The sequence below is a fragment of the Arthrobacter arnarulunnguaqae genome (assembly GCF_051262515.1).
In the GTDB taxonomy this organism is placed as follows: Bacteria; Actinomycetota; Actinomycetes; order Actinomycetales; family Micrococcaceae; genus Arthrobacter_N.
Genome location: NZ_JBIMER010000033.1, coordinates 1 through 4,593, shown reverse-complemented (window position 1 = coordinate 4,593; position 4,593 = coordinate 1). Strand labels below are relative to the sequence as shown.

Sequence of the window (4,593 nt, the reverse complement as noted above, 5' to 3'; positions counted from 1 at the left end):
GCTAGTCCGCCTCGTGTCAGTCAGTGGGTCCGCCCGGCGCAAGCCGGGCGGACCCACTGCCGTTAACGGTGTCGTATCGGTGCGCAACCGTGATCGCGGGAACCTACCGGCTTTACGGGGGCGGGAGTAGTGTGGGCGCACGATCTCCCCGGGGTTCGTGATTCCCGGGCGTGGAATGGGGGAGCCCCTCATGGAAAACCATCCTGTGGAAACCGTTGTCGCCGCGGAACGGAGGGGCCCTTCCCGGCGCGCGGTGCTCTCCGCGGCCGTGGCCACCCTCGTCGCCGGAGCCGGCACCGGCGTCGTTTCCGTGTCGCGGGCCGGACCGGCCGCGGCCGCCGTCGTCAGGAACCGCGTCTACACCATTTCCTCGCGGAACACCGGGGTGTCGGCGACGTTTCCGCGCAACGAGTTCCGTGGTTTGTGGACCGCCAGCGTCGTGAACATCGATTGGCCGTCGCGGACCGGTCTGACGGTGGCCGCGCAGCAGACCGAATTGCGTTCCATCCTGAATCTGGCGGTGGCGCGCAACCTCACCACGGTGATCCTGCAGGTACGCCCCGCGGCCGACCGCATGTGGGTTTCGACCCTGGGGGAGCCCTGGTCTAAGTACCTGACGGGGGTTCAGGGGCGCAGCCCCGGTTACGATCCCCTCGCCTACGCGGTCGCGCAGGCGCACGCCCGCGGGTTGGCCCTGCACGCGTGGATCAATCCGTTCCGGGTTTCCATGGAGGCGCCGTTGAGTTCCGTCATCCCCACGCACCCCGCCCGCACCAACCCGACGTGGAGTTTCGCCTACGGTGCCCGGCGGTACTATAACCCCGGCATCCCCGCGGTCCGGAATTACATCCGTTCGGTAGTCGTGGACCTCGTCAGGCGGTATGACGTCGACGGCATCCACTTCGACGACTACTTCTACCCTTATCCCATCGCCGGCGTCACGATTCCGGACTCGGCGGCCTACGCGGCCCATCGCGGTACGTTCACGTCCGTGGCGAACTGGCGCCGCAACAACATCAACGTTTTCATCCGCGACACCAAGGCGGCCATCCGGGCGGCGAAACCCCGGGTGGCATTCGGCGTGAGCCCGTTCGGGATCTGGCGCAACCGTTCCTCGAGCACGCTCGGTTCGGCGACTTCGGGGCTGGAAAGCTTCTCGGCGCTCTACGCCGACACGCGCCGGTGGGTGAAGGAGGGGTGGATCGACTACGTCGTGCCGCAGCTTTACTGGCACCAGGGCTTCGCCGTCGCGGACTACAACGTGTTGGTGAACTGGTGGGCGGCCCAGGTCGCGGGGACGCGCGTGCGCCTGTTCACCGGCGAGGCGGCGTACCGGGTGGGGGATCCGGCCACGCCCGCGTGGATGGACCCGAACGAGTTGCGCGACCACGTCACCAAGGGCCGCGCCGTGGCGGCAGTCACGGGCCAGGCTTTCTACAACACGACGGCGGTGCGCGCCAACAAACTGAACGCCATCGGCATCCTGCGCAGCGCCCGATACGCCCGCCCCGCCCTGCCGGTTCCCTTGACGCAGCTTTCGGTTCGGCGGCCGTACAAGCCACTGATCCGCAGCGCGGTGTGGGACGGGACGGGGATCCGGCTCACGTGGACGGCCAGCGCGTCCGGTGAGCCCGCGCGGTTGATTGCCATCTGGCGGTGGGAATCCACGGGATCCGTGTTGCCCAACATCCAATCGACGGCAACGTACCTGCGCGCCGTGAGGGCGAAGACCGGTGGGACACAAAGCTGGCTGGACACCGGCGTGACTAGGGGACATTTCTACTGGTTCATGATTCAGACAATCAGCCAGACCGGTACGGATTCCGGAAACGCCACGGCCATCTTCGTCCGGGCATGAGGATGGAGGGACTGTCGACGCAGTGGTTGGCCCTCCCCGCGGCGCTCAATGCGCCCGGCGGTGTGGACTATGCCGCGGCGGCCACCCTGTAGGACGAGGCGCTGGCAGAGGTCCTTGGGCACCGGGACTTCTGTGAGGGCGCACGCCGGCGGCTGCCGGTTGCGCAGCCCGGCGACTATGGCATGGAGTTGCGCTGAGTGGCCCGCGCAATCGCCGGAGGCCCCGTCGTAGGGACGGCGTCCCTCTCGCTGCCGCTGGCCGAGAATACCGACATGGCCGTCGTCAACGTTTCCGTCGAGCCCGCGTACCGTCGGCGTGGCGTGCTATCCGCGCTGTTCGCCGAGGTGGATTCCGAGGTGGCCCGACGCGGACGAACCAAGATCAACGCCTGGGTCAAGTACGCACATCCGCCAGTTCCCGGGCGCGAAGCGGGAGTGCTGGGCGGGAATGGAGTCACGATGCCGTCGGAGGGTGATGGAGCCGTCCCCGCGGACGACCGCGCGTCGGGTTTCGCGCGCTCCATGGGCATGGACCTGTGGCAGGTGGAACGTGTCAGCCGCCTGGACGTCGAGTCCTGCGCGGGGACGGTCGCCGCGCTGGGTGAGGCCGCGCGACTCGCCGCGGGAGAGGCGTACGGCGTTGTGGGCTGGGTGGGTGCGGTGCCAGATTGGGCGGTCGAAGGCTACTGTCGCATGATCGAGAAAATGGACACGGACACCCCTGCCGGGGGACTGGAGTGGGACGAGTCCGTCTGGGATGAATCGCGGCTGCGCGTCTCGGAGGAGCGGCAATCCCTGCGGGGCTCGTTCTTGGTCCAAACCTGTGCCATCCACCGCCCCACCGGCGCCCCGGTGGCCTTCACGGAGTTGGTGGTGGTCCGTGAGGTTCCGGAAGCCGTCTTCCAGGAGGACACGCTCGTGGTCGCGGCGCACTGGGGCAACCGACTCGGCATGCTGGTCAAGACCGCAAACCTCGACAGGGTTCGCCGGGCCTGGCCGACCATGCGCCGCATCTACACCTGGAACGCGGACGAAAACGGGCACATGCTCGCCATTAACACGGACATGGGATTCCGGGGTGTTCAGTGCGAGGGGGCCTGGCAGAAAAAAACCCAAAAGAATCTACCGGATGTGCTTGCCCCAAAAAGCCGAAGGACTGCTAATCTTGAGTTATCGGCAGATGATTCTGTCGAGTGACGTGGCAACGCGTCGTCCGCGTCGGACATGTTCCCCAAGCAGATCCGGCGCGATGAACAGTTACGGTGCGTTCCCCCAAGTCGCACCGTAACGAATTGAAGCCGGGTCGCTCCCCGCCGTCCCCCAAGTGGCGCGGAGCGGCTCGGTTTCGCATTTAAGGTCCGATTTAGACCATGTAGGGTTCGATTTGGACTCGGTCCCCCCGCACGCTAAGCTGGGTCTACCAAAGACCGTCGGTCGATGTACTTCCTCGCCTTACCGCAGGAAATCATCCGAAAGTCCCCGCAGGGGCGGCCCACGCAGGTGAACGAACTTGACCCAGGCAGCCGGCCAGACCGGAAGCCAGCGGTAAAGCCCCGTGCATCTGCACGGGGCGTTTTTTGTGTGTAGGCCACCAGGCCTCGGGACCGGGATACCGGCTCAGAATCAATCCCCGGAAGGAGGGTTATGGCAACGCCGATCAAGGTTTCCGCAGTTGAGGAGATCGCCGCCGACTTCAAGGAGTCGACCGCCGCTGTCCTGACCGAATACCGTGGGCTTTCCGTTGCACAGCTCAAGGAGTTGCGCCGCTCGCTTGGTGAGGACACCAAGTACGCGGTTGTGAAGAACACTCTGACGGGCATCGCAGCCAAGGAAGCGGGCATCGACGCGTTCGATGGCCAGCTTGCCGGCCCGACCGCCATCGCCTTTATCAAGGGCGATGCTGTGGCCGCTGCCAAGAGCCTCACGGATTTCGCGAAGGCGAACAACCAGCTGGTCATCAAGACCGGCTTCTTCGAGGGCAAGGCCATGGACGCGTCCGGAGTGGCCGCCCTGGCCGCGCTGGAGTCCCGCGAGCACCAGCTGGCCCGCGTGGCCGGCATTCTCCAGGCCCCCGCCGCCGCCGCCATCCGCACCATCGATGCGCTGCGTATCAAGCTCGAAGAAGAAGGTGGCGCAGCCCCGGCCTCGGCCGAAGCTCCCGTCGCTGAGGCCGAGGAAGCACCCGCTGCCGAAGCTGCCACCGAAGAAGCCTAAGGGCTTTTTCACCCCACCTAAATTTCGCGGCGCCCCGTTGCGCCGCCCCACGGAAAGGACGCCACCCCATGGCGAAGCTCACGACTGACGAGCTCCTTGAGGCTTTCAAGGAAATGACCATCATCGAGCTCTCCGAGTTCGTTAAGACCTTCGAGGAGACCTTCGAGGTCACCGCCGCCGCCGTTGCCGTTGCAGGCCCCGCCGGTGGCGCAGCCGAGGTCGAGGAGGAGAAGACGGAATTCGACGTCATCCTCGAGGCCGCCGGCGACAAGAAGATCGCCGTCATCAAGGAGGTCCGCGCGCTGACCTCGCTGGGTCTGAAGGAAGCCAAGGACGTTGTCGACAGCGCTCCGAAGGCCGTCCTCGAAGGCGCCACGAAGGAAGCCGCAGAGAAGGCCAAGGAGGCCCTCGAGGCCGCCGGCGCCACGGTGACCGTCAAGTAGTCTTCGACTGCTTCGCGAAGGCCCCGTCCCACCACTCGGTGGACGGGGCCTTTTGCATGCCCGTCCGGTCCGCGCGGGG

General features: G+C 66.3%; 4 protein-coding genes. All 4 read left to right on the top strand.

What is annotated here, in order from left to right; translation table 11 throughout:
- Positions 1–190 precede the first annotated feature (190 nt).
- The 4 genes from ACHAAJ_RS15540 to rplL all read left to right on the top strand — a co-directional run bounded on the left by ACHAAJ_RS15540 (position 191) and on the right by rplL (position 4,514).
- Positions 191–1,858, top strand: a complete 1,668-nt coding sequence (locus ACHAAJ_RS15540) for a glycoside hydrolase family 10-like protein (RefSeq protein ID WP_435729152.1) — start codon at positions 191–193, stop codon at positions 1,856–1,858.
- 197 nt (positions 1,859–2,055) lie between these two features.
- Positions 2,056–3,054: a GNAT family N-acetyltransferase gene (locus ACHAAJ_RS15535; protein ID WP_435729151.1), complete on the top strand. Its 999-nt coding sequence runs from the start codon at positions 2,056–2,058 to the stop codon at positions 3,052–3,054.
- Positions 3,055–3,501: 447 nt separating this feature from the next.
- Positions 3,502–4,071 (top strand): 50S ribosomal protein L10, encoded by a 570-nt coding sequence (gene rplJ / locus ACHAAJ_RS15530; RefSeq protein WP_435729150.1) that lies wholly within the window; start codon positions 3,502–3,504, stop codon positions 4,069–4,071.
- A gap of 68 nt (positions 4,072–4,139) precedes the next feature.
- Positions 4,140–4,514 (top strand): 50S ribosomal protein L7/L12, encoded by a 375-nt coding sequence (gene rplL, locus ACHAAJ_RS15525; RefSeq protein WP_435729149.1) that lies wholly within the window; start codon positions 4,140–4,142, stop codon positions 4,512–4,514.
- The last annotated feature ends 79 nt before the right edge of the window (positions 4,515–4,593 follow it).

Excerpts from the sequence above, each read along its gene's own strand:
- rplL (WP_435729149.1), top strand. The coding sequence starts at position 4,140 with ATGGCGAAGCTCACGACTGACGAGCTCCTTGAGGCTTTCAAGGAAATG.
- rplJ (WP_435729150.1), top strand. The coding sequence starts at position 3,502 with ATGGCAACGCCGATCAAGGTTTCCGCAGTTGAGGAGATCGCCGCCGAC.
- ACHAAJ_RS15540 (WP_435729152.1), top strand. The coding sequence starts at position 191 with ATGGAAAACCATCCTGTGGAAACCGTTGTCGCCGCGGAACGGAGGGGC.